At 63.1% G+C, this 23,492-nt stretch carries 21 protein-coding genes and 1 tRNA gene; 13 read left to right on the forward strand and 9 right to left on the reverse strand.

The window, feature by feature from the left end:
- The first annotated feature begins 26 nt into the window (after positions 1-26).
- From QTL96_RS25090 to QTL96_RS25110, 5 genes are all read left to right on the forward strand, one after another.
- Positions 27-103: transfer RNA gene (locus tag QTL96_RS25090), tRNA-Met, on the forward strand.
- A gap of 73 nt (positions 104-176) precedes the next feature.
- Complete coding sequence (locus QTL96_RS25095) at positions 177-818, forward strand: alpha/beta fold hydrolase (RefSeq protein ID WP_289729632.1); 642 nt, start codon at positions 177-179, stop codon at positions 816-818.
- Positions 819-950: 132 nt separating this feature from the next.
- Positions 951-1,895: a glycine betaine ABC transporter substrate-binding protein gene (locus QTL96_RS25100; protein WP_289729848.1), complete on the forward strand. Its 945-nt coding sequence runs from the start codon at positions 951-953 to the stop codon at positions 1,893-1,895.
- A 20-nt stretch (positions 1,896-1,915) separates the two neighbouring features.
- Positions 1,916-2,590, forward strand: a complete 675-nt coding sequence (locus tag QTL96_RS25105) for a L,D-transpeptidase (protein WP_289729633.1) — start codon at positions 1,916-1,918, stop codon at positions 2,588-2,590.
- A gap of 168 nt (positions 2,591-2,758) precedes the next feature.
- On the forward strand, positions 2,759-2,974 hold the full coding sequence (locus QTL96_RS25110; protein WP_026283721.1) for a hypothetical protein: 216 nt from the start codon (positions 2,759-2,761) through the stop codon (positions 2,972-2,974).
- A 56-nt stretch (positions 2,975-3,030) separates the two neighbouring features.
- Here the strand turns inward: QTL96_RS25110 and QTL96_RS25115 are convergent, their stop codons facing one another.
- From QTL96_RS25115 to QTL96_RS25130, 4 genes are all read right to left on the reverse strand, one after another.
- Positions 3,031-5,274, reverse strand: a complete 2,244-nt coding sequence (locus QTL96_RS25115; protein WP_289729634.1) for a glycoside hydrolase family 2 TIM barrel-domain containing protein — start codon at positions 5,272-5,274, stop codon at positions 3,031-3,033.
- A 91-nt stretch (positions 5,275-5,365) separates the two neighbouring features.
- Positions 5,366-6,277, reverse strand: coding sequence for an SMP-30/gluconolactonase/LRE family protein (locus QTL96_RS25120; RefSeq protein ID WP_289729635.1), 912 nt, complete (start codon positions 6,275-6,277; stop codon positions 5,366-5,368).
- Between the two features lie 113 nt (positions 6,278-6,390).
- Positions 6,391-7,212, reverse strand: coding sequence for an SDR family oxidoreductase (locus tag QTL96_RS25125; RefSeq protein WP_289729636.1), 822 nt, complete (start codon positions 7,210-7,212; stop codon positions 6,391-6,393).
- A 101-nt stretch (positions 7,213-7,313) separates the two neighbouring features.
- The gene (locus QTL96_RS25130) at positions 7,314-8,501 is read right to left on the reverse strand and encodes a phytanoyl-CoA dioxygenase family protein (protein WP_289729637.1); all 1,188 of its coding nucleotides are present in this window, start codon (positions 8,499-8,501) and stop codon (positions 7,314-7,316) included.
- Between the two features lie 105 nt (positions 8,502-8,606).
- On the opposite strand from QTL96_RS25130, the gene QTL96_RS25135 reads away from it, so the two are divergent.
- The 6 genes from QTL96_RS25135 (at position 8,607) to QTL96_RS25160 (ending at position 16,874) form a co-directional block, all read left to right on the forward strand.
- Complete coding sequence (locus QTL96_RS25135; protein ID WP_289729638.1) at positions 8,607-9,623, forward strand: LacI family DNA-binding transcriptional regulator; 1,017 nt, start codon at positions 8,607-8,609, stop codon at positions 9,621-9,623.
- Between the two features lie 110 nt (positions 9,624-9,733).
- Positions 9,734-10,954: an adenylate/guanylate cyclase domain-containing protein gene (locus QTL96_RS25140; RefSeq protein WP_289729639.1), complete on the forward strand. Its 1,221-nt coding sequence runs from the start codon at positions 9,734-9,736 to the stop codon at positions 10,952-10,954.
- A gap of 153 nt (positions 10,955-11,107) precedes the next feature.
- Positions 11,108-11,539, forward strand: a complete 432-nt coding sequence (locus tag QTL96_RS25145) for an OsmC family protein (protein ID WP_018902456.1) — start codon at positions 11,108-11,110, stop codon at positions 11,537-11,539.
- Between the two features lie 351 nt (positions 11,540-11,890).
- On the forward strand, positions 11,891-12,499 hold the full coding sequence (locus QTL96_RS25150) for a TetR family transcriptional regulator (RefSeq protein WP_289729640.1): 609 nt from the start codon (positions 11,891-11,893) through the stop codon (positions 12,497-12,499).
- Between the two features lie 55 nt (positions 12,500-12,554).
- Positions 12,555-13,703, forward strand: a complete 1,149-nt coding sequence (locus QTL96_RS25155; RefSeq protein ID WP_289729641.1) for an efflux RND transporter periplasmic adaptor subunit — start codon at positions 12,555-12,557, stop codon at positions 13,701-13,703.
- A 24-nt stretch (positions 13,704-13,727) separates the two neighbouring features.
- On the forward strand, positions 13,728-16,874 hold the full coding sequence (locus QTL96_RS25160; RefSeq protein WP_289729642.1) for an efflux RND transporter permease subunit: 3,147 nt from the start codon (positions 13,728-13,730) through the stop codon (positions 16,872-16,874).
- A 252-nt stretch (positions 16,875-17,126) separates the two neighbouring features.
- On the opposite strand, the gene QTL96_RS25165 is transcribed toward QTL96_RS25160, so the two are convergent.
- Entirely contained in the window at positions 17,127-17,999 is an 873-nt protein-coding gene (locus QTL96_RS25165) for a bifunctional helix-turn-helix domain-containing protein/methylated-DNA--[protein]-cysteine S-methyltransferase (protein ID WP_289729643.1), read from the reverse strand.
- A gap of 80 nt (positions 18,000-18,079) precedes the next feature.
- Positions 18,080-18,592 carry a DUF2244 domain-containing protein gene (locus tag QTL96_RS25170; protein WP_289729849.1) on the reverse strand — a complete coding sequence of 171 codons (513 nt, stop codon included), beginning with the start codon at positions 18,590-18,592 and terminating at the stop codon, positions 18,080-18,082.
- A gap of 22 nt (positions 18,593-18,614) precedes the next feature.
- Here QTL96_RS25170 and nth point away from each other — a divergent pair, with 22 nt between their 5' ends.
- A complete protein-coding gene (gene nth / locus QTL96_RS25175) occupies positions 18,615-19,397 on the forward strand; it encodes an endonuclease III (protein WP_289729644.1) in 783 nt (260 codons plus the stop codon).
- 6 nt (positions 19,398-19,403) lie between these two features.
- Here the strand turns inward: nth and QTL96_RS25180 are convergent, their stop codons facing one another.
- The gene (locus QTL96_RS25180) at positions 19,404-20,117 is read right to left on the reverse strand and encodes a sulfate transporter family protein (RefSeq protein ID WP_018902440.1); all 714 of its coding nucleotides are present in this window, start codon (positions 20,115-20,117) and stop codon (positions 19,404-19,406) included.
- Positions 20,118-20,336: 219 nt separating this feature from the next.
- On the opposite strand from QTL96_RS25180, the gene QTL96_RS25185 reads away from it, so the two are divergent.
- Entirely contained in the window at positions 20,337-21,191 is an 855-nt protein-coding gene (locus QTL96_RS25185) for a MurR/RpiR family transcriptional regulator (protein WP_289729645.1), read from the forward strand.
- An 11-nt stretch (positions 21,192-21,202) separates the two neighbouring features.
- Here QTL96_RS25185 and QTL96_RS25190 read toward each other — a convergent pair whose 3' ends face one another.
- Entirely contained in the window at positions 21,203-22,786 is a 1,584-nt protein-coding gene (locus tag QTL96_RS25190) for an FGGY-family carbohydrate kinase (protein WP_289729646.1), read from the reverse strand.
- Positions 22,786-23,475, reverse strand: coding sequence for an HAD family hydrolase (locus QTL96_RS25195; RefSeq protein ID WP_018902443.1), 690 nt, complete (start codon positions 23,473-23,475; stop codon positions 22,786-22,788). The genes QTL96_RS25190 and QTL96_RS25195 overlap by 1 nt, the downstream gene beginning before the upstream one ends.
- Positions 23,476-23,492: the final 17 nt, after the last annotated feature.

Raw genomic sequence — 23,492 nt, forward strand, 5'->3', positions numbered from 1 at the left:
CGACAAAGCCGAAGGCTTTGCGCTGGCGCGGGGTGGAGCAGCCCGGTAGCTCGTCAGGCTCATAACCTGAAGGCCGCAGGTTCAAATCCTGCCCCCGCAACCAAATCCTTATCTCCCAAAAGCACAACAAACCTAAGCCCTGTCGGCTCTCGGACTTATCCTGTAAATAAGACAGCATGAGCACGTCCTTCCTGTTTTCCGGTCCAGAGAATGCCCCTGTGACGATCCTTCTCGCGCACGGCGCCGGCGGGGCCATGGATTCGGCGGGTATGCAGCGGTTTTCCGAGGCGCTGGCTGCGGCCGGAATGCGGGTGGTTCGGTTCGAGTTCGGTTACATGGCCGAGCGGCGGCTGTCCGGTCGGCGTCCGCCGCCGCCCAAGGCGGAGACGTTGATCCCTGAATATCTGGCGGCGGTGCGTGACCTTGGCGCCAGCGGTCCGCTTGTCATCGGCGGCAAGTCGATGGGTGGGCGGATTGCCAGCATGGTTGCCGATGATCTTTATCGCTCGGGCGATATCGCGGGATTGCTTTGCCTTGGCTATCCGTTTCATCCGATGGGAAAGCCGGCGCAGTTGCGCACGGCGCATCTGAGCGCGATCGAGACGCCGACGCTGATCTGCCAAGGGACGCGGGATGCGTTCGGGACGCGCGAGGAAGTCGCGGGCTATTCGCTTTCGCCCACGACCGACATCTTCTGGCTCGAGGATGGCGACCACGATCTGAAGCCGCGCAAGGCTTTCTCCGGCTTCTCGGGGGCGGATCATATGGCGGCGATGGCATCGCGCGTCAGCGCCTGGGCTTCTGGCCTGCGGCGTTGATCTATCTTTCCTAAAACACTCTACGCTTGACTAACTGCGCCCGCTTCTGCATCTTGGCGTTGTAATATCAGCATGCGATCCGATCAGTGTCTGCCGAGGGGGAACATTGTGAGAGATGGTGCCGGTTGCGGCGTGTTCGTCGTTTTATTGTCCGTCTTGTTCTCCGTATTGGGGGCTGGGACGCCCGTCCTTGCGGATGACCTCAAGATCGCCATGCCGAACTGGCCGTCCGGTCAGGCTACGGCCTTTATTCTCAAGGTCGCGATCGAGAAAGAATTCAAACAGCCTGCTCTCGTCCAGGAAATGGGCACGCTCAACGCCTTTGCTGGGCTGGAGAAAGGCACTGTCGACATCCACCCGGAGGTCTGGCAGCCCAATCTCACCGATGTCATCGAAAAATTCGTGACCGAGAAGGGCGTGGTCGTTCTGGCCAAGCACACGGTTCCCGCGTGGCAGGGCATCTGCGCGACGCCTGAAGCGGCGGAGAAGGGGATCACTGATATCGCCGATCTCAGCGATCCCGACAAGACCAGTCTTCTCGATACGGATGGCGACGGCAAGGGGGAGATGTGGATCGGCGCGCCGACCTGGTCATCGACGGGGATCGAGCGTGTGCGGGCCAACAGCTATGGTTACGCCAAGGCGATGACGCTCGTGGAGGCCGAGGAAGAGGTGGCGATGGCCGGCATCGATGCCGCGGTCGCGACCGGCCAACCGGTGGTGTTCGCCTGCTACGCGCCGCATTTCGTCTTCGACCTGCACAAGATCGTCCGGCTTGAAGAGCCAAAGCATGATGCGGCCAAATGGTCGTTGGCAAGTGCGACCGATCCTCTCTGGATCAAGAAGTCGTCGGCTTCGACGGGCTGGGACACGGCGACCTTTCGCATCGCCTATTCAACAGCGCTTGCCAGCAAGCACCCGGAGATCGCGGCCTTCCTCGAAAAGGTCGATCTGACGCCGGAGGAGGCGACGGCGATGAGCTATGCGCTCGAGGTGGAGCGGCAGGCGCCGCTTGGCTATGCCAAGGCGTGGGTGGAGCGCAATGCGGCGCGGATCGATGGGTGGGCGAAGCCATGAGGGCGCGGTCTTCTTCTCTGATGAAATTCGGTTGGGTGACGCGGCGTTTGCGCAAGGGGCTGCCGGTTGCGGCGGCCGCGTTGCTGCTTGCGCCTGTTATCGTGCTGGCGCAGACGCAGATCTATGACGCCAAGACGCGAACATGGATCGATTATGACAGCAAGAAGGCCCGGCAATATTACGCGCGCAACAAGCAATCGCCGGAGGCCTTCCGCAGGCAGATCGTGACGTTCCGCACCGCGGAGCCGCCGGGGACGATCATCATCGACGGCAACCAGCATTTTCTCTATCTGGTGCAGCCCGGCGGGCAGGCGATCCGCTACGGCATCGGCGTCGGCCGTGACGGGTTCGGCTGGGCGGGGATCGTCCGGGTCGGGCGCACGGCGGAATGGCCGGTGTGGACGCCGCCGGCCGAAATGGTGGCGCGCGATGCCAATGCCGCCAAATGGGCGGCCGGCATGCCGGGTGGACCGGACAACCCGCTCGGGGCGCGGGCGCTTTATCTATACGCCGGCGACCAGGACACGATCTACCGCATTCACGGCACGGCCGAGCCGTGGACGATCGGTCTCGACGTGTCATCGGGGTGCATCCGGCTCAACAATGACGACGTGACAGACCTGCATTCTCGGGTGCAGATCGGCGCCAAGGTCATCGTGCTCATGCAGGGGGCCGCGCTCTACAAGGGTATCTGATCGATAGCGCCCGCATTTGGCCGGGGATTGATCAGGCCTGATATCATCAACGTCTGGAGGGGACAGATGTCGAGAGAAGAGTTGAAGCGAGGCGGTCGGGCTCTTCTGGGCCTGGCCGGACTGTTGTCGTTGGGCGCCTGCACACCGGCGCCGCCGCCACCTGAAGCGATGGCGCGCACAACGCTGATGACGGCGCCGGCCGATCTGCAATTGCTTTGCGCCAATGCGGTGACGAGCAGCGCCGGAGCCGGTGTCAAGGTCTTGCCGACCGGCTCGCGGCTGCAGCCGGATGGGACGTTCGCCGTTGATCTAGATGCAGGGGGTAAGAAATACTCCTGCATCGTCGACAACAACGGCAGCGTTCGCTCGGTGGCACCCGTCTGAGCGCCATAGGGAACGCGTCGAGCCTTGGCCTGTGAAGACCAAGGCTCTGGCCGCTGTCACACGGCGGCGAGCGTCAGCGTGACTTTACCGAAGCGGGGACAGGTGGCCTCGAGCGTGATCTCGCCGGTCAGGCCGGTGGTCTCGATCCAGAGACCGGCCGTGCCGCCCTGGAGCGGGATGGTGCTGGGGCCGACGATCTTCGCCGGGCCGGTGAGAGATATCGTCACCACTTCGTTCAGGAAGGGCAGGCGCTGGCCCTGCTGGTCAAGCGCGCGCAGAACGACGCGAGTGGTGTCGCGTTCGCGTGCCTTCAGCCGGGTGCTGTCGGCCACTACCTGCAGCGTCGTCGGCAGCGGATCGGCGACCAGCGTCAGCTGCGCCACAGGCGCGCCGTCGACATAGCCGGTGAAGCTGCCGTCGATCCATTTCTGGCCCCAGATGCCGAGTTCGTCGGCGGTGAAGTGGCGGTGGTCGAAGACGACAGGCGGATGCGGCAGGTGTGGGAAGTTCTCGTAGTCGGGGCCGACGCGCTTGGTCACCGAGCCATAGGTCAGCTCGACCTCGTCGCAATTGGTCAGCACGATCAGCGGGAGCACGCCGCCGATATTGCGTTCGCCGCGTGCCCAGAAAGTCACCGGCTTCATGATGACGTCTTCGGACGGTTCGCACTGGCTGGCATAAGCGTAAGCGGCGAATTTCGGTTCGCGGAACATGTCCATGACGCCGTGATAGCAGATGCGGTCGCCGGAGCCGAAATCCTTGTGGGTGTTGTAGTCGAACATGCACCAGCCGATGGCGCCCGCTATGTCGGGATCGCCATAGGCGGCGTTCAGAACTTCGAGGTGGCGGCGCACATGTTCGGCCTGGCGCGCTTCCTGGTCGTAGATCTTGGTCGGGTACATGTGACCGCCGAATTCGGTGATCATGTACGGCACCTTGTAGGAGAGGCCGGTGCTTTCCTGCTGCGGGCGCAGCGGCGTGCGCGGGCGGTTGGTGCCCGGCAGCTCCTCGTTGCCGAGGATGAAGTCGTTCATCGTGTAGACGTCCTCGAGCAACTCGCTATCGGTGATGTAGCGAACGCCGCCGGTCGGGCGGGTAGGGTCTAGCTCGCGGGCGAGCCGGTTGGTCTCGGCGTAGAAGTGGTGGCTGTCCTGGCTCTCGTTGATGCGCACGCCCCAGATGACGATCGACGGATGGTTCCAGTCGCGCTCGATCATCCGGCGGACGTTGCGGATCGATTCATGCTGCCATTCCTGGTCGCCGATATGTTGCCAGCCGGGAATCTCCTCGAACACGAGCAGGCCGATCTTGTCGCAGCGGTCGAGAAACCACTTCGATTGCGGATAGTGCGAGGTGCGGACCATGTTGCACTTCAGCACGGATTTCATGATGTCGGCGTCGCGTTCCTGCGCGGAGCGCCCGGCGGCGTAGCCGACATAGGGGAAGGATTGGTGGCGGTTCAGGCCGCGCAGCTTCAGCGGGCGGCCGTTCAGCCGGAAGCCCTCAGGGGTGAACTCGGCGGTGCGGAAACCGAAGCTGGTCGTCAGCCTGTCGGAGCCGTGGCTGGTCTTGAGCTCCACCGTCATCTGGTAGAGTTCCGGATTGTCGATATCCCAGAGCGCGATACCGGTGAGGCCGCTGAAATCAAGCGTGGCGTCGTCTCCGGTCGTGTCCGCTGATGCGGTGGCGAGCACGTTTCCATCGATATCGGCAAGCGAGGCCGTCAGCGTTCCCAGGAATTGCACGTTGCGGGGGTTAGAGAGATGGACGCGGACGGAGGCGGACTTCTCTTCCGAGAGCACATCAGTGGTCTCGATCTTGACGTTGTGGATCGAGACGGGATCGGTGACTTTCAGCCAAACCTCGCGGTAGATTCCGGCGTAAGTCAGGTAGTCGATGGCGCCGCCGAAGGGCGGGATGGCGGGGTTCTCGCTGCCATCGATGGTGACTGATATCAGGTTGTCGCCGCGTTGCAGGCCGTTGGTCAGGCGCGCCTCGAAGGGCGTGTAGCCATCCTTGTGGGCGATGACTTCCTCGCCGTTCAGATAGACCACGGCGTCGGCCATGGCGGCGTCGAACACGAGCGAGACCTCGCGGCCCTCGAATTCCGGCATCCAGCGCAGCAGTTTCTGATAGGTGAAAGCGCGCTGGTAGCTCGCTTCATCGAAATAGTTGAACGGGAGTTCGACCGCCGTATGCGGCAGGTGGACGGTGACCCGGCCGTCGAAATCGCGCAGCAGATGCTGGCCGGCACCCTCATGGAAAGCCCAGGATTCGTTATAGGGAACGATGGAACGCATGTCAGTCTCTCACGGCGGTAACGGTATCGGGGAGGGAGGCGCAACGGGACGCAGCAAGTGGCCCGACTGCGCTTTCAATGTCAGTTTTGGCTTACGGGTACTGGGCGCCGTTGGTCGTCGTGTAAATGGCGTAGACCGATTGCGTCGCGGTTATGAACAGGCGGTTCTTCTTCTGGCCACCGAAGGTGATGTTGGAGACCGTCTGCGGAACCTTGATCTTTCCGAGAAGGGTGCCGTCCGGCGCGAAGCAGTGAACGCCGTCGGCGGCACTGCTCCAGAGGTTGCCGGCAACGTCGAAACGGAAGCCATCGGGCACGCCGTTGTCGATCGAGCAGAAGTAGCGGCTGTTGGTCAGCTTGCGGTCGTCGACGACGTCGAAGACGCGGATATGGCGGGGCACCTCGTGGTTCGAGGAGCCAGAATCCGCGATATATAGCTGCTTTTCATCCGGCGAGAAGGCGAGGCCGTTGGGCTGGATGAAGTCGGTGGCGACCGCTTCGATTTCGCCGGTTCCGGCATCGATGCGGTAGACGTTTCTGGTTTCCTGCTCGGGCTCGGCCTTGTGGCCTTCATAGTCGGACATGATGCCGTAGCTCGGATCGGTGAACCAGATGGAGCCGTCGGAGCGGACGATGACGTCGTTGGGCGAATTCAGCCGCTTGCCCTTGTAGCGATCGGCAAGCACGGTGATGCGGCCATCAGGTTCCGTGCGGGTGACACGGCGGCCGCCATGTTCGCAGGATACCAGCCGGCCCTGGCGATCGCGGGTGTTGCCGTTGACATAGTTGGACGGGGAGCGGAAGACCGAGGCGCCGCCATCGGGCACCCAGCGCATGATGCGCTCGTTGGGGATGTCGCTCCAGAGCAGGCAGTTGAGATCGGAGAACCAGACGGGGCCTTCGGCCCAGCGGCATCCGGAATAGAGCTCTTCCAGCCTGGCGCTGCCCGCGATCAGGCGATTGAAACGATCATCACGGACGTCATCAAGCGCATCTTGCGACACAGGCTGCTCCTCCCAAAGCGATTTGATCTCCTTCGTAAACGTAAACGAAGCGACGTGCCAGAGCCCGGCCGCGCAAAAGGCCGAGGCTCCCGTATTTTTGGACCTGGCATGTTTCAGAGTGGGGCTTGCGGGTGCGGCGAGCCGTCGTAGGCGCCCCAGATCGATTGGTCGAAGCAGATCATCGAGCCGGTCATCAGGCCGGATTCCGGCGATGAGAGATAGGCGCAGGCGCGGGCCACTTCCGCGGGGTCGACGAGGCGACCGAAGGGCTGGGCGGCGGCGGCTTCGTCCAGCCAGTTGGCGGCGGCGCCGTGGAATTCGCGTTGAATGCGGTCCTCGCCTTCCGAGGCCATCCAGCCGATGTTCAATCCGTTGACGCGGATACGGTTGCGCAGCAGGGCGTAGGCGGTGTTCTTGGTCAGCGTTTCCAGCGCGCCCTTGGAGGCGCAGTAAGCGGCGATGAAGGGCTGGCCCGCCTTGGCCGACATCGAGCCGATATTGACGATGGTGCCCTCAGTCTTTTCGCGGCGCATGATTTTCACGCTTTCCTGGATCAGGAAGAAGGGCGCGCGCACGTTGATCGCGAACATGGCGTCGAAGAGCTCGGGGCTGGTGTCGAGAATGGTGCCTCGATCGGTGGTGGCGGCGGCGTTGACTAGCGCATCGACGCGGCCGAAAGCCCTGTCGCAGGCCTGTACGACCTTGCTGGCATCCTCCACCTTGGAGAGATCGGCCTGGACATAGACCACCTCGGCGCCGGTCGCGCTTGATATCTCCTCGGCCTTCGCGCGGCCCTTTTCGGCGTTGCGACCGCAGATGACGATGCCCTTGGCACCGCGCTCGGCAAAGAGCCGGGCGATGGTGGCGCCGAGGCCCTGCGTGCCGCCGGTGACGATGGCGATCTTGCCGTCGAGGCGGCTGTGGTCTGTGCTCATATATGTTCCTCCCTATGATCTGTGACTGATGATGCGCGAATGGCCCCTCGCGGTGCGAGAGGCCTTTTGTCGTTGTCGTTATTGAGTGCCGCGCTGCGTGCTCAGCTCAGCTTCTTCTCCGCCTGCTTCGCCAGCGCCTCGGCGAACATCTCGTCGCTCCAGCCAGCGGCCAGTGCCTCGTGCATCAGCTGCGCCTGCGTCTTCGGCGCGAGGCCGCCGAGCGGCGGGTCGCGGTCTAGGTTGGTGGGGAAGGAATAGCCTTCAGCGCAGGCCGCCACCGCATTGGCGATTTCGGCTTTCGAGAGCGTATCGGAAAGCCGCTTCAGCGCCGGGAAGAGGGTGGCGCTCATGCGCTGGCGGTCGACCGTTTCCATGGCGCGGCCGAAGGCGGAGGAGACCTGCAGCAGGTTGGCGACGCGCTTGATGTCAGCCGAGCGGTTTGTGCCGGCGGCATGGAAGAGCGCCGGGTTGAAGAAGACGACGTCGCCCTTCTTTAGCGGCAGCTGCACGTGGTGCTTCTCGAAATAGTCGCGGAATTCCTGGCGCTTGAGGGCGAGATATCCCGGCACATAGGTCTGGCTGTTCGGCAGGAAGAGCGTCGGCCCGCTCTCAAGCGGCATGTCGCAATGGGCGACCGCGCCCTGCAGCGTCAGCACCGGCGAGAGCCTGTGGACGTGGACGGGAAACTGCTCGATCACCTGAGAGGACTGGAAGCCGAGGTGATAATCGCGATGCGCGGATTGGGCGGCACCACCGGGGTTCACGCGGTTGACCTGCGCGGTCATCTGGTAGCTCGGGCCGAGCCAAGCCTGGCTTGCCAACGCCACGATCGGGTTGGCGTAGTATTCGGCGAAATTGTCGGCGTCGGCGAGGCAGTGCTTTTCGAGCGAGTTCCAGATGCGGTCGTTGGCGCCGGCCTTGGCGAAGTGATCGCCGCCGCCCGTCGATGTGCGGTGCTGCTCGGTAATGATGTCGTCGAACATCTTGCTGGCGCGGTCGATGACGCCGGTGTCCTCATAGGCGCCGGTGAAGACGACGACGCCGGGGCCTTCGGCGAAGGCTTCGCAGATCTCGGCCAAGAACGCGCGCTTGCCCTCGGGATCCGCGATGACAGCCCTGACATTGCGGCTGTCATAGATCAGCACGTTTTTCTCGACGGCGGCGGCGTTCGGATAATCGGCGAGCGACGTCGTCTTTTCGGCCAGCGCCCGGAAGTTGTCGAGATCGCAGGCATCCTCGGTGAGCCAGACGCGGTCGGCACGCAGCTTCTGCAGATTGTCGGTTTTCATCAGATGCTCCTCCATTCCTGATGAAGGCACTATACGGCGCGGCGAGGGCCGTGATAGATCAGAAAACCATCAAAAATACATCAGATTGGATCGGAAACTCACGGCATGGCGCATGTCTTTCTCGTCAAGGATATCGCCTTTCAGGCGGGCTTGAGCACGGCCACCGTGGACCGGGTGCTGAACGGCCGGCCCGGCGTGCGGCGGCAGACGGAACTGCGGGTGCGGGCGGCGATCGCCGAGCTCGAAAAGCAGCAGACGGAGGTGGCGGCAGGCGGGCGGACGATCGCGATCGATATCGTGATGGAAACGCCCGAGCGCTTCAGCACGACGGTCCGCGCCGCATTCGAGGCCGAAGTCGCGACCTTTCTGCCGACGGTGTTTCGCTGCCGCTTTCACTTCGCCGAGGTAATGAAGCCGGCGGAAATCGTCCAGCTTCTCGACCGGATACGGCTGCGTGGCACCAAGGCGGTCGTGCTGAAGGCGCCCGATGTGCCAGAGGTCGACGCCGCCGTGTCGCGGCTTGAGGAGGCGGGCATGCCCGTGGTGACGCTGGTGACCGACCTCCCCAATTCGGCGCGGATCGCCTATGCGGGAGCGGATAACCGGGCAGCGGGCGAGACCGCTGCCTATCTGATCGGCGAGCGGTTTGCCGGCGCGCCCGGGCGGGTGTTGGTGACGCTCTCGAGTGGGCGGTTTCGGGGGGAGGAGGAGCGCGAGATCGGCTTTCGCCGTGTCATCCGCGAGCGATACCGTGAGATAGGTATCACCGAGATCAGCGAAGGGCATGGAACGGATGCGGCAACCGGCATTCTGGCTGCGCGGGCGATTGCGGCCGACGAGACGATCGACGCGGTCTATTCGATCGGCGGCGGAAATCGCGCGGTGCTGGCGGCCTTCGAGTCGGCGGGGCGGCCGATCCGGGCGTTCGTGGCGCATGACCTCGATGCCGATAACCGCGCGCTCTTGAAAGCCGGCAAGATCGGCTTCGTGCTTCATCACGATCTGCGCTCCGATGCGCGCACCGCATTCCGGGCGGTGATGAGCCGTGGTGTTTCCGGACGTATCGCGCCGACGTCCTTGTCGGCGGTGGAAATCATCACACCTTACAATATGCCGGCATGAGACAATATGCCGGTATGAGATTGCGGCGGGACATGACGTTTGTCAGCTTTGCCGTTCCGCTGGCCGTCAAATCACGGTAAGGCTTGCGTATCAGACAAGGTGACTATGGCATGGAATACAGTGATATCGGTACGGTTGCGACGTGGCTGACGGAGCAGGGGCTGAATGGCGCGACTGAAACCGAGTTGCTGACCGGCTTCTGCGATACCTGCCGCAGGCTTGGCCTTCCGCTCGACCGCAGTCTGGCGCTGATGGATACGCTGCACCCGGTGCATGAGGGGCGCGCTTTTCGCTGGGATAGCGAGCAGGATGTCGAGCCCGAGTTTGCCTATGGCCCGATGGGCGGCGATGGGAACTCGCTGGAAAACTGGCAGCGCTCGGCATTCTACCATCTTTGGACGGGCCCCGAGAACGAGGTTCGCCGGCGGCTGGCGTTCGGTGATCCCGCCGATTTCTACATGCTGGATACGATGCAGGCCGAAGGCCATACCGATTTTGTCGCGATGGTGCGCAAGTTCGACAAGGCCGGGACGATCGGCGAGATGGATTGCTTTTTCGTGCATTTCGCCACGCGCCATCAGGAAGGGTTTTCCGATCATCACATGATGGTCCTGCGCAAGCTGGCGCCGGTTCTGGCACTGGCGATCAAGTGTATCGGACTCGGGCGTATCGCCCGCACGATCGCCGAGGTCTATCTCGGCGAGGATGCGGCGCGCCAGGTGCTGGATGGCAAGATCAGCCGGGGCAAGTCGGAGCGGATTTCGGCGGTGCTCTGGTTCTCTGATCTGGTGAACTACACGAAGATCTCCGACAGCGCCTCGCCCGAAGAAATCCTGCCGATGCTGAACGCCTACAGCGATCTCGTCATCACGGCGGTACATGAGGCCGGCGGCAATGTGCTGAAGCTGATCGGGGACGGGGTGCTGGCGATCTTCAAGGCCGACGCGCCGGCCGATGCCTGTTCGGCGGCGCTGAAGGCCGAACGGGTGTTGCACGAGAGACTGGTGACGCTGAACAACGAGCGCGCCTTCGAGGAGCGACCGACCACCGACGTCTATATCGGCCTGCATATCGGCGACGTTTTCTATGGCAATATCGGCAGCCAGGAGCGGCTCGACTTCACGGTCATCGGCCCCGCCGTCAACGAGGTCAGCCGCATCGCCTCGCTCTGCCGGTCGGTCGATTTCAACGTGCTGATGTCGTCCGATTTCGCCGCTGCCGTTCCCGAGGCCGAGCGTGGCGCGCTGGCCTGCGTCGGGCGCTACGCGCTGCGCGGCGTGCAGCGGCCGCAGGAGCTCTTCACGCTGGAGACCGCGGGCACCATCCGCTGATCAGCGCAGCACGGATGCAATCAAATTTTACAAGACTGTCGCCTTCCTGAATTAGAGACTTATATGCTCGGGCGAAGGGGTTTTTGCGCCTCTTGACCGGATGACGCGGCGGGTCGCTGCGTTGGAGAACACTCAGTCCAACAGGAGAACGGCATGCAGATCAATCGCACAGGTTCCGCACAGTGGTCGGGCGGCATCAAGGACGGCAAGGGTCAGATCTCGACGCAGAGCGGCGCGCTCAAATCGTACCCTTATGGCTTTGCCAGCCGCTTCGAAGGTCTCCCGGGCACCAATCCCGAAGAGCTGATCGGCGCCGCCCATGCCGGCTGCTTCACCATGGCGCTGTCGCTGATCCTCGGCGAGGCCGGCTTTACCGCAACCAGCATGGAAACGACGGCGAAGGTGACGCTCGAGAGCGTCGAGGGCGGCTTCGCGATCAGTGCCATCCTCTTGACGCTGCGCGGCACGGTTCCGAATTGCGACGAGAAGACCTTCATCGAGCTCGCGGGCAAGGCCAAGGCGGGTTGCCCGGTTTCCAAGGCGCTGGCCGCGGTGCCGATCACGCTGGATGCGCAGCTGGCGTAAGCGACTAATTTATCGATGGTTTGAGATGCCGCGGTGCTTTGTGCCGCGGCATTTTTTGTTTGCGGGTGTGGGAAGACCCCTCCCCAACCCCTCCCCACAAGGGGGAGGGGCTAAGCCGTGGCACCCACAGCGCCACCCTCTCTCGTTGGCGATTGTTGAGAGGCTTCAACTTGGCTGGGAGGGTGCGCCCAGCAAAGCCCCTCCCCCTTGTGGGGAGGGGTTGGGGAGGGGACTTTTGCAAAAGCGAGGAGGGGACTTCGCCGCAACGCAAAAGATTGACTTTCGCCTCCTGATGTCTTACGACTGACGAAATTCAAAAATCGTCAGTCGTAAATCAACACGGCAGAAATCATGAGCGACACCGCTGAAAGCATTCTCGAAGCGACAAGACAGGAGAATGCGACGCGCATTCTCGATGCGGCCGAGCGGCTGTTTCGTCACTATGGCTACGCCAAGACCACCGTCGCCGATATCGCCCGCGACCTCGGGATGTCGCCGGCCAATGTCTATCGTTTCTTCTCTTCGAAAATAGAAATCCACCAGGCGATCTGCGGGCGCATGCTGGCTGCGAGCTACCAGCAGGCCTATGAGATCTGCCATCTCCCGCTCAGCGCTTCCGAGCGGCTTGGCCGCTACGTGCGCGGGCAATACGAGATGACGGTCGAGACCATGCTCGATCAGGAAAAGGTGCACGAGATGGTGGTCGTCGCCATCGAGCGCGACTGGCATGTCATCGAGAGGCATGTCGACAGCATTCACGATCTGCTGGCCGAGGTGATCCGCGAGGGTATCGATTCAGGCGAGTTCGTCGATCAGGATCCCGCCGCCGCATCGCGCTGCTTTGGTGCCGCCACGGTGACGCTCTGCCACCCGATCATGGTGGCGCAATGTCTTGCCAAGACCAATCGAGCGACGGTGGACGAGCTGATCGACTTCTCCATCAGGGCTTTGAAGAGATAATCGGCCCGCGCGGCCGCCAACAATTCAACACACAAACATACCGGGAGTGCGAAAGATGATTTCGCTGAAGACAGTCAAGTTGCCGTCCGTTGCCAGTCTGGCCCTTGTCGGCGCCGTTTCGCTCGCGCTTTCGGGCTGCAGCGAGGAGAAGAAAGCGGAGACCAAGGAGATTCTGCGGCCGGTCAAGGTCGTGGAGATCGCCAAGGCGGGCGATACCCGCGCGCTTGATTATTCCGGTGCGGTTAAGGCACGCGTCGAGATGAACCTCGGCTTCCGCGTCGCCGGCAAGATCACCGAGCGCCGCGTGAATATCGGCGACCGCGTCCAGCCGGGCGATGTGATCGCGCGCATCGACGCGACCGACTACGAGCTCGCGACAAAGACGGCGGAAGCCAATCTGGCGGCGGCCGAAAAGGGCGTCGGCACGGCGGACCTTGCCAACAAGCGCGCCCAGCAGCTGTTCGACAAGAGCGTGACGGCGAAGTCGCAGCTCGAGCAGGCATCGCTCAGCTATGACCAGGCCGTCTCCACGCGCGATGCGGCTCGCTCCTCTCTCGACCAGGCGAAGAACCAGGTGAGCTATGCCGAGCTGAAGGCCGACCAGAGCGGGATCGTGACGGCGATCAGCGCCGATACCGGCACGGTCGTTGCCGCCGGCACGCCGGTTGCTACCGTCGCGCTCGACGGCGAAAAGGAAGTGCAGATCGCGGTGCCTGAGAACGACATAGCCGAGTTCAAGCCGGGCAAGACGGTCAAGGCGAGCTTCTGGTCTTCGGCCAAGCTGGTGCTCGATGGCAAGGTGCGTGAGGTCTCCGGCAGTGCCGATGCGCAGTCGCGCACTTTTGCCGTTCGTGTGAGCCTGCCGCATGACGATCGCGTCCTGCTCGGCATGACGGCGACGATCGAGGCCAGCGTCAGCAACGCCAACACCCATGTCGCCATCCCGCTAGCCGCACTTGCCGAGAAGGACGGTAAGAAGATCGTATGGGTGGTCGATCGCGACCAGCAGACCGTGCATGCCCGCGACGTCACGATTGCCGATTTCACCGGTGACGGCGTCAATATCGTCGACGGGCTGAAGACCGGCGATCTCGTGGTTGCCGCCGGCACGCAGTTCATGACCGACAATCTCAAGGTCAAGCTGCCGGGCCAGCAGTCGGCATCCGCCGAAACTGCGGCCGAGACCGGCGACGTCGTTCGCTAAGCGGTCAGGAGAGGGAACGGGACAATGGACAACTCCACCACCGAGAAGAAGCCCTTCAACCTGTCGCGCTGGGCAATCGGCCATCCGAGCATCGCGCGCTTCCTGTTCGGCCTGATCCTCATCACCGGCGTGCTTGGGCTGATGCGGATGGGGCAGAAGGAAGACCCCGATTTCACCTTCCGCGTCATGGTCGTGCAGGCCGTGTGGCCGGGCGCCTCGATCCAGGAAATGCAGGACCAGGTGGTCAACAAGATCGAGCGCAAGCTGCAGGAAACCCCGCATATCGACTGGGTGAAATCCTATACGCGCGCCGGCTCCGCCGTCATCACGCTGCAGATCAAGGGTGACACCAACGGGGCTGACGTCGCCGACGCCTTCTACCAGGTGCGCAAGAAGGTCGGCGATATCTCCAACGAGCTGCCATCCGGCCTGCTCGGTCCCTATTTCAACGACGAATTCGGCGATACCTTCATCACGCTGCAATCGATCAGCGGCGATGGCTACAGCTATCCGGAACTGAAGAAATTCGCGATCCAGGCGCGCGACATGCTGTTGACGACGCCGGGTGTCGAGAAGGCCGTAATCATCGGCGATCAGCCGGAGAAGATCTACATCGACGTGTCCTCGCAGGCGCTTGCCGAACGCGGGCTGACGATCGTCGGCTTGCAGAACGCCATTAAGGGCCAGAACAGCGTCGATCCGGCCGGTTCCGTCGATACGGGCACCCGCTCGGTGCGCATCGCCGTGGAAGGCGACGTGACCAAGGCCGCCGATATCCGCGAGCTCCGCCTCAAGGCCGGCAACCAGGTGACCCGCCTCGGCGACATCGCTACCGTCTATTCCGGTCTTGAAGATCCCTATCAGCGCAAGTACCGCTTCAATGGTCATGAGAGCGTCCAGGTCGGCGTCGTCATGGCCAAGGGCTACAAGGTCACCGATGTCGGCAAGGATGTCGAAGCGACTTACAAGCGCTTCGAGGAATCGCTGCCCTACGGCGTCTCGGTCGATCAGATCTCCAACCAGCCGGATGTCGTGACCGATGCGGTCAGCGAGTTCATGCATGCGCTGGGTGAAGCGCTGGCCATCGTTCTCGTCGTCTCGTTCCTGTCGATCGGCTGGCGTTCGGGCCTCGTCATCGCGATCGCCATTCCGCTGGTGCTGGCTGCGACCTTCGCCATCATGTACGAGCTTGGCATCGACCTGCAGCGTATTTCGCTCGGCGCGTTGATCATCGCCCTCGGGCTGCTCGTCGACGACGCGATGATCGTGGTCGAGTTGATGGAGCGAAAGCTTGAGGAGGGGCTCGTGAAGATCGAGGCGGCGAGTTTCGCTTATTCATCCACCGCCTTCCCGATGCTGACGGGCACGCTGATCACCACTGCCGGGTTCATTCCGGTTGGCTTCGCGGCCTCCACGGCCGGCGAGTATGTCCGCACGCTGTTCTACGTCGTCGGCATCGCGCTCGTGGTCTCGTGGTGCGTCGCGGTGTATTTCACGCCATGGCTCGGCTACATGATCCTGAAGCAGCGCCAGCATGCCGGCGGCGCGCATCATGATGCCTTCGACACCAGCTTCTATCGCCGGCTGCGGTCGACGGTGGGCTGGGCGGTGCGCCACCGGATCATCGTCGTCGCCATGACGTTGGTGACCTTTGCCACCAGCCTCTGGGCCTTCCAGTTCATTCCGCAGAACTTCTTCCCGCAGTCCTCGCGCCCCGAGATCCTCGTCGATCTCTGGCTGCCTGAAGGCACCAGCATCAAGGAAGTCGAGACGCAATCGAAGGCGCTCGAAGCCAAGATCATGGATGACAAGGACAAGAAGTTCGTCGCCACTTATATCGGCGAGGGCGCGCCGCGCTTCTTCCTGCCGCTCGACCAGCAGCTTCCGAACCCGAATTTCGCGCAGCTCTTGATCATGGCCAATGACGAGCCGGCCCGCGAACGGCTGATCGTCAAGCTCCGGACCATTCTCGCCGAAGACTTCCCCGATATCCGTGGGAAGGTCGATCGTCTGTTCCTCGGTCCGCCGACCGGCTGGCCGGTGCAGATGCGCGTCATGGGTCCGGATCGCCAGGAAGTCCGCAGAATAGCCGACCAGGTGAAGGCGAAGTTCCAGGAGAATCCGCTGCTCGGCGCCATTCATGACGATTGGCTGGAGCAGGTGCCGGCGATGAAGCTGGTGATCGACCAGGACCGCGCCCGTGCGCTCGGCGTCACTTCGCAACGCGTCCGCCAGATGCTGCAGACCGCGATGTCCGGCGCGCCGCTCGACGATTTCCGTGATGGCGAGGAGACAGTGTCGATCGTCGCCCGCGAACCGGAAGCCAATCGCTCGCTGCTGTCGGCCGTCAATTCGGTCTACGTGCCGACGGATTTCGGCGGCTTCGTCCCGGTCTCGCAGATCGCCAAGGTGGTGCCGGTGCTTGAACAGGGCATCGAATGGCGGCGCGACCGCCTGCCGACAATCAGCGTGCGCGCAACGCTGCCTGACGACGTGCAGTCGAACGACGTGGTCATGAAGATGTATGCCGACCTGCAGCCGCTGCGCGACAGCCTGCCTGCCGGCTACAAGGTCGAGATCCAGGGCGGTGCCGAGGATTCGGCCGAAAGCCAGGCCTCGATCGCCGCCAAGGCGCCAATCATGCTTGTCGTGATCGTGTTGCTTCTGATGGCGCAGCTGCAGCACTTCGGCAAGGCGATGCTGGTGTTGGCAACCGGTCCGCTCGGGATCATCGGTGCCGCGGCAGCCCTCCTGATCTCCGGCGCGCCCTTCGGCTTCGTCGCGATCCTCGGCGTCATCGCGTTGCTCGGCATCATCATCCGCAACTCGATCATCCTGATCGACCAGATCGACCAGGACATCAAGGCGGGCATGCACCGGCAGGAAGCGATCGTCGGCGCGGCCGTGCGCCGTTTCCGCCCGATCATGCTGACGGCGCTGACGGCTGTGCTCGCGCTGATCCCGATCTCGCGCGGCGTCTTCTGGGGCCCGCTCGCCTACGCCATGATGGGTGGCATCCTGGTCGCCACGGTGCTGACGATCCTAGTTCTGCCGGCGGCCTATGCGTTGTTCTTCGGCAAGGAGCCGAAGGGCAAGGAGGATGAGGCTGTCTCGTCCGGTGAGGATGACGCGGCAGATCACCGGCATCCGCCGGCGATTGCGGCGGAGTGAGAATGCAGACGGCGCGGTGAGAACCGCGCCGTTTTTGTGTAGGGTTATCTTTATAGGACTATCGATGAGAACTGAGGGTGTGCCCCCCTCATCCGACCCTTCGGGCCACCTTCTCCCCGTAGGGGAGAAGGGGAGGTTGAGCGAGCGGCCAGCTCCAGGTCTCTTCTCCCCAACGGGGAGAAGGTGCCGGCAGGCGGATGAGGGGGCCTCACCCGCTGACCTATCGAAAGCCGCGAGCTCCCCCAGCCACACTCAAGCGTGCGCCGACTCCCAGCCCAACATCGCCCGCTTGCGCGTCAGCCCCCAGTGATAGCCCGTCAGCGCGCCGCTCTTGCCGAGCGCGCGGTGACACGGCACCACGAAGGAGATCGGGTTGGCGCCCACCGCCGCCCCCACCGCCCGCATCGCCGTCGGGCGGCCGATGTCGCTGGCGATGTCGCTGTAGGTGACCGCCTTGCCGAAGGGGATCTTCAGCAGGCTCTCCCAGACCTGAACCTGGAAATCGGTGCCAATAAGCACCACACGCAACGGCTGCTCGGATGTCCAGCGTCCCGGCTCGAAGATGCGCGCGGCGTAGCCGACCGTCGCCTCCCGGTCCTCGACGTATTCGGCATTCGGCCAGCGGCAGGTCATATCCTCGAGGCAGGCCGCCTCGCCGCCGATATCGGCGAAGGCAAGGCCGGCAAGGCCGCGGTCGGTCGCCATGACCAGCGCGATGCCGAAGGGTGACGTGTGAAAGCCGTAGCGGATCGTCAGCCCGCCGCCGCGCGCCTTCCATTCGCCGGGCGACATCGCCTCGTGCGTGACGAAGAGATCGTGCAGTCGCCCGGGGCCGGAGAGACCGACCTCGAAGGAGGTCTCCAGCAAGGGCAGCTCTTCCTTGCGCAACAGCCGCTTGGCATGATCGAGCGTCACCGCCTGCAGGAAGGCCTTGGGCGAAAGCCCCGCCCAGCGGGTGAAGGTCTTTTGCAGCTGCGTCGGCGATTGATTGAGGCGCATGGCGATCGCTTCCAGCGACGGCTGCTCACGGTAATCCTCGGTGATCAGCTCGATCACCTGGCGGACAGTCTCGTAGTCGGGACCATCGGGCGTGATGTCTTGGTTCAGCTTGGCTACCATGTTCATGATCTTTCTCCTTGTCACAAGGAGATAGTCAAGCGGCTTCGCTGAAGCCACCCGATTCTTGCACCTGAATTAGATGATTGTCAGATACGCTGCTTGACCGTCGCCAGCGCCCGCTTGAACGCCTTGGCGAAACTTTCGCGATCGTCGGGGTTGAGAAAGCCGCCGATATCCGTCGCCCGCCCCTGTCCGTAAATATGCATGGACAGGATGCCGATCTCGTCGTCGCGGCGCACGGAAAAGCGTGTCCAGAACGGATTGAAGTGATGCTCGACCGTGCGCCCCGAAGGCGCGATCTTGCGCACCGCGATATCGGTGCGCGACACGGTCACCATCTCGCGTGCCCTGGCCGAGCGATAGTTCAACCGAAAGGCGCCGTAGAGCAGCAAGAAATCGAGGCCGAAGAAGAAGCCGATCGGCCAGGCGCCGGTGGCGATGAAGAACAGGCCGTAGAGCAGGCAAACGCCACCCGTCAGCAGCAGGAGCACCCTGAACCCCTTGCGGCCGAGAGACCGGTGGGGAAAGAGCTCGGCTGAAAACACGGGCTGGTCCAAAACCGCCGGCTGACCAGCGCTGTCGGCGTTGCTTTCCATCATGGCTGCCGAGTATAGATTGTCCATGTCCAGTCCGAAACTCAAATCCTCCGCCACATCGTCGCAGCCTGAAAAACCCGTCGTTCGCCGCAAGAAGAAAACGAGCGTCCGCTCCGTCTATAGCGAGGCCGAGCGCGAGGAGATGTTCCGCCGCTTCTCCGTGCAGCGGCCGGAGCCGAAGGGCGAGCTGGAGCACTCCAACCCGTTCACGCTCGTCGTCGCCGTGGCGCTCTCGGCGCAAGCGACCGACGCCGGTGTCAACAAGGCGACGCGCGCGCTCTTCAAGATCGCCGATACGCCCCAGAAGATGCTCGATCTCGGCGAGGAGAAGGTGCGCGACTACATCAAGACGATCGGGCTCTATCGCAACAAGGCGAAGAACGTGATTGCCCTGTCGCGCATGCTGGTCGATGTCTTCGGCGGCGTGGTGCCTCAGACGCGCGACGAGCTGGTGATGCTTCCTGGTGTCGGCCGCAAGACCGCCAATGTCGTGCTCTCCATGGCCTTTGGCCAGGCGACCATGGCGGTCGATACCCATATCTTCCGCATCGCCAACCGCATCAAGCTGGCGCCGGGCAAGACGCCCGACGAGGTGGAGGAGCGGCTGATGAAGGTGGTGCCCAAGCACTACCTCTACCACGCCCATCACTGGCTCATCCTGCACGGCCGCTACACCTGCAAGGCCCGCCGCGCCGAATGCGAGCACTGCGTCATCGCCGATCTCTGTCGCTCGCCGGAAAAGAGCTGCGACATCCCGGCGCCGCTCGTCGAGCTGCCGCCGCAGGTGATCGGCGAAGCCGTCGAGTAGGAAGGATCAGACCCGAACGCCGAGTTCCCTGCGCGACAGCAGCTTGTGCAGATGCACCATCATCCCCGCGGCAAACAGTGGCGTCAGCAGATTGACGATCGGGATAGCCAGGAAAGCGGTGATCACGAGGCCGGCGAGAAACACCGTCGGCGCATGTTTCTGGCGGAAGAGCCGCGCCTCGGCGGGCGGGCGGAAGCGCATGGCGGCGAACTCGAAGAATTCCCGGCCGAGCAGATAGCCGTTCACCAGGAAGAAGGCGACGAGGTTGACGCCGGGAATGAACAATAGGAACAGCGCCACGATGTTGCCGACGATGACGACGCCGAGGAACTTGATCGAGCTCAGCATCGCCGGGCCGAGCGGCATGGCGGTGCCGGGCACGTCTTCGGGATAATCGCGCTTTTCCACCACGTCGGCGACATCGTCGAGAAACAATCCGGCGATCAGCGCGGTGACTGGTGACAGCAGAAGCGCCAGCCCCAACGCCAGCCCGATTCCCGCCATGATGGCGAAGACGAAGCCCAGCCAGCCTGCCCAATCAGGCATCGCGGGAAAGAAGCTGGCGATCCAGGGAAAGACGAAAGCCATGAAAGCGCTGCGCAGCGCCAGCCACAGGCCGATCAGCGCGAGCACGGTCAGCCCGAGCACTTTCCAGAATACCGATCGCGTTTCCGGGGCGAAAAGGTTGGTGATGGAAAGGCGCGCCGCTTCGAGGATCATGGTGACGTCTCCGGTTGTGGCGATGATGTAGGAATCTGATCTTTGAACGGCAAGGCTGAAATTATTTCGCCGGATTGAGGGAATTGTTGTTCAAAAGCCTTTCATAATATATATTTAAATCAGCATCTAAGATTACTTGCAGGGCGCTCCGAATATTTGCGGACGCAAGGATTTGTTTCAAGCAGACAGGAAACATCACCCAAAATCGGGACAGCTGCCGTGGAAGACTTTGTTCAGAAGCTCCGCCAATACGCGAAATCCGGCACGCCCGCCGAACGTCGCATCGCGAAATATTTCACCGAACACTTGAGTGATCTTCCGTTCGAAACGGCAGCCTCGGTGGCCGACCGGCTGGACTTGAGCCCGATGACCGTCGGCCGCTTTCTGCGGGCGCTTGGCTATCAGGGGCTCGACAGCGTCAAGGTGCAGATCCGCGACGTCGCCGGCGTTTCGGCCACGCAGATGCAGGCCTCGATGTCGGAACTGCAGGTCGATGCCGCCGATGGAAAGCCGCTCGCCGTGCTCGTTGCCGAGCAGATCCAGGCGCTGCATCACATCTATCATCTCACCGGACAGCAGCACTGGACCGACGCCGTGGCGATGATCCGCGCGGCAAGCGAGGTGTTCATCGCCACCCATGTCTCGCAGGCAAGCTTCGCCACGCATTTCAGCCAGCGCCTGACGCAGGCGCGCGATGGCGTGCATGCGCTCGACGGCAGCGGAAATCGCTTCGCCGAACTCTTCGCGCGCGTCAGCGGCGAAGGCGCGCTGCTTGTGATCATCGACAGCCAGCGGTTCAAGAAAGCCCGCCTGCTGGCGCGCATCGCCCGGCGCTACGGATACAAGGTCGTGCTCATCAGCGCCCAGAGCGCCAACTGGGTGCTCGACCAAGCCAATCTCATCCTGCCGCTCCCGCCGACCCGGCCGGGAGAGCAGGACAACCTGCCGCCGGTGATCGCGCTTCTCGACTGTCTGTCCTCGGCGGTTGTCAGCGCTGTCGGCGACGAAGCCGTCGCGCGTGCGAGCCGCATGACCGAATTCAGCGTCATGCTGGGCGAAGAGCCAAACCGGTAGCGATCCGAAATCTATTCCATCGCCTCGAGCTCGGCGCGATGGCGATACATGGCGAGCAGCCGGCGGTAATCACGATCGTAAAGCGCGCGCTTGCTCTCGTCGGGAACATGCACGTCGCCACCGGGATACATCGCCGAACCCGCCGTGGCGAGATCCGCATGCAGGCCGCAGGCGACGGAAGCCGCCATCGCGGTGCCGAGAAGCACCGCCTCGTTCATCTTCGGCACCACGACCTTGCAGCCGGTCGCATCCGAATAGAGCTCCATCAGCACAGGGTTCTTCACATGCCCACCCGCCACATGCAGCGTGTCGGGCGCGTATCCATATTCCTTCATCCGCTCAAGGATATGGCGGATGCCGAGCGCGATCGCCACGCCGGTGCGCCAGTAGAGAGCGCAGAGCCCATCGAACGAGGTGTCGAGCGTCAGGCCGCTGACAGTGCCGACCGCGTGCGGGTCGGCAAGCGGCGATCGGTTGCCGTGAAAATCGGGCAGCACGAAAATCCGGGCGCCGAAGGCATCGCCCTCTTCCGCACGCAGCTGCGATATCCGCGACACGATCTTCTGGTGCAACGCCGCCGTCGGCTCGCCGCCGGCCGCATGCATCCTGACGACATGGTCGAGCAAAGCTCCCGTCGCCGATTGCCCGGCCTCTACCAGCCAGGTGCCGGGAAACACGGCTTCGTAGTACGGTCCCCACATGCCGTGGCTCGGGCGCCGCTTGCGCGAGAACGAGACGATGCAGCTCGACGTGCCGGCGATCAGCGCCAGCTGCCGTTCCAGCCGTTCCGGATCATGCGCGTCGCCGCCGAGCGTTCCGAGCGCGCCGGCATAGGCGTCGATCATGCCGGAAGAGACGTGACAGGCCGTGGTCAGCCCGAGCGCCGAGGCGGCCTCCTTCGTCAGCGTGCCGACGCTGCCGCCGACCGCAACGGTGTCATCGGGCAGCTGCCCCCGCGCTTGTAGGTCATCGAGGCCGATCTGCTCGAGAAAATCCTTGCGCCAGCCATCCTGGAGATGGGCCAGATAGTTCCACTTGGACGTCAGCGTGCAGCGCGATCGCGCCAGCGAGCCGGTGGACTTCCAGGTCATGAAATCGGCGAGGTCGAAGAGATAGCCGGTGTTCGCCCATGTGCCCGGCAGCTTCTTCTTCAGCCACATCAGCTTCGGCATTTCCATCTCGGGCGACATGAAATGCCCGGAATGCTCCAGCACCTCGTGGCCGGTCGCGGTGCAGAAATCCGCTTCCTTCAGCGCCCGGTGATCGAGCCAGACGATGGTGTCGAACCGGCGCTCGCCGCCGGTCGACACGCTGATCTGCCCGCCATCGATATCCCGGACCACAAGCGAACAGGTGCCGTCGAAACCGATCGCGCCGACGCTCTCGGGCGCGGCGCCCGATTGCTCCATCGCGCGGCGCACGGCGATGCACACCGCCGACCATATATCCTCGGAATCGTGCTCGGCGTGGTTTTCGCGGGGCCGGTTCATGATGATCGGATGATCGGCCTTGCCCAGCAGCTGGCCGCGCGCATCGAAGACGCCGGCGCGTGCGCTGCCCGTGCCGATATCAACAGCAACCACATGCTGAGGCATTAAAGGTCGTTCCCGTCCCGCTGATGTTTTTTGATAAGGTGGATCAAATCCGGCATGACGTCAAACGTAGCGTCGGGGGAAAGGCGGTCAAGCTCGTCGCGATAGCCGGCGAAATTGGCATGCGAGCCGCCGGTAAAGGCAAAGACGGTCATGCCGGCCGCCTTGGCGGCCTCGATGCCGGCGGGGCTGTCCTCGATCACCACGCAGTTGGCGGGATCGACCTGCATCTGGCTTGCCGCATGCAGAAAGAGATCCGGCGCCGGCTTGCCGTTCTTCACCATCGAGGCGCTGAAGATATTGGGCAGCCGGTCGATCAGCCCGGTAACGGTGAGCGACAGACGGATACGCTCCACCTGGCTGGACGAGGCGACGCAGCAGGGGATGTCGAGCGCGTCGATCGTATCCGCGATGCCTGCGATCGGCTTCAGCTCGGTGCGGAAGCGCGCGTAGAGATCGGTGCGGATCTGCTCCAGAAAGGCTTCGCCGGGATGGACGTTATATTCGGTCTTCATCGTCTCGATCACGGTCGCGAGGCTGCGCCCGAGAAAGCGGCCATACACCTCATCCTCGGTGATCGGCACGTTCAGATCGTTCATGGCCTTGACGAGAACGGTGACGGAGATCGGCTCGCTGTCGACGAGGACGCCGTCGCAGTCGAAGATCACAAGCCGTGTTTCAGCATCAGCCATGACACATCCAATCAGGG

The sequence above is a fragment of the Rhizobium sp. S163 genome (assembly GCF_030380805.1).
Taxonomy (GTDB): Bacteria; Pseudomonadota; Alphaproteobacteria; order Rhizobiales; family Rhizobiaceae; genus Rhizobium.